This is a genomic window from Kitasatospora sp. NPDC050543, assembly GCF_044457565.1.
GTDB lineage: Bacteria > Actinomycetota > Actinomycetes > Streptomycetales > Streptomycetaceae > Kitasatospora.
Genome location: NZ_JBITGZ010000097.1, coordinates 1 through 1,420 on the forward strand (window position 1 = coordinate 1; position 1,420 = coordinate 1,420).

The following is a 1,420-nucleotide window of genomic DNA, read 5'->3' on the forward strand; positions in this document are numbered from 1 at the left end:
GACGCAGACCAGACCGTGGTTGGAGGGCAGCCCGATCGCGGGGTTGGCGTAGAAGCCGGTCGCGATCTTGACGGTGAAGTCGGCCGCGCCGGTGATCCAGCCGGCCTTGACGTGGCAGTCCCCGTCGGCGTCGGGGAAGTCCAGGTGCAGGGGCGGCGGCACGCTGGTGCGGCCTTCGGCGTGGGCGATCAGCGCGTCGCGGACCGAATCGAGGACCAGCCCCGGGGTGGCGGCGGCCTTGATGGCGGCGAGGTCGAAGACGGGCACGCTCATCGGCCCGCTCGCATCCACTTTGCGAACGCCGCCAGGCCCTGTTCCGGGTCGCGGCGCCCGATGCCGATGCGGAACCGGTCGGCGGGCGTGGGGGTCAGCTCGGAGCGGTAGATGCTGGCCGGCAGCAGCAGGACACCGGCCTCCTCCACCAGGCGGGTACAGAACTCCTCCACCCCGTCGCCGCCGAGGTAGCGGGGGTAGGCGACGCAGCCGCCGTCCGGTGCCCGCCACTCGAAGTCGTCCGCGAAGCCGGCGAAGAACGCCTCGAAGAGCGGCAGGTTGGCCGCGATCAGGGCGCGGTTGCGGTCCAGGATCGCCTCGCGGGCCTTCAGCGCGATGCGGGCCAGGACCTCGCTGGGCGCGGAGTTGCAGATGGTGGTGTAGTGCTTGGCCCGCTCCAGACGCGAGCGCAGCGCGCGGTCGCGGCAGGTGATCCAGCCGATCCGCAGGCCGGGCAGCCCCAGCGACTTGGACGTCACGTTCAGCGACAGCGCACGCTCGGACAGGTCGCAGGCCTGCGGCAGGATGCGGGCCGGATCGCGCTCCAGGCCGCGGTAGACCTCGTCGCTGAACAGGTGGATCCCGCGCTCGTCGCACAGGGTGGCCAGCGCGGCGAGGTCGGCGGCGTCGATGACCTTGCCGGTGGGGTTGTTGGGGAAGTTCACCGACAGCACCCGGGTGTTCGGCCGGATCGCCGCCGCCACCTGCGCCAGGTCCAGGGCCCAGTCCCGGTCCGGATCGAGGGCGACGCCGGTGACCTCGCACAGCGCCAGCGGCACCGTCTCGGCGGCCTGGTAGTTCGGGGTCACCACCACCGCGTGGTCGCCGGCGCCGAGCAGGACGTTCATCGCGAGGTAGAGGGCCTCCTCGGCTCCCGCGAAGCAGATGACGTCGTCCGCGTCCGCGTGCTCGTACGTCCCGGCGATCACCTCGCGCAGCGCCCGGTCGCCGAAGGTCTCGGTGTAGCCCAGCGACAGGTTCTGGAAGGCGTCGCGGTCCCCGTCGTCGGCCAGGGCGAGCAGCTCGCCGAGGGTCATGGTCTGGACGTCGGAGGCGGTCAGATGGTGGCGGGCGGTGAACTCCCAACGGGAGAAGTACGTCTCAAGGCGGAAGTCGGGCAGCCGGGTCATGGCGTTCACTCCTCTGT

At 71.6% G+C, this 1,420-nt stretch carries 1 protein-coding gene and 1 pseudogene; both read right to left on the reverse strand.

Translation table 11 applies throughout. The annotated features are described in order from the left end of the window. Positions 1-273, reverse strand: a pseudogene (locus tag ACIBH3_RS35945) (ornithine cyclodeaminase family protein); the annotation flags it as partial. Further along, on the reverse strand, positions 270-1,420 hold a 1,151-nt coding region (locus ACIBH3_RS35950; RefSeq protein ID WP_396316319.1), incomplete at its 5' end, for an aminotransferase class I/II-fold pyridoxal phosphate-dependent enzyme. The gene ACIBH3_RS35950 and the pseudogene ACIBH3_RS35945, both read right to left, overlap by 4 nt.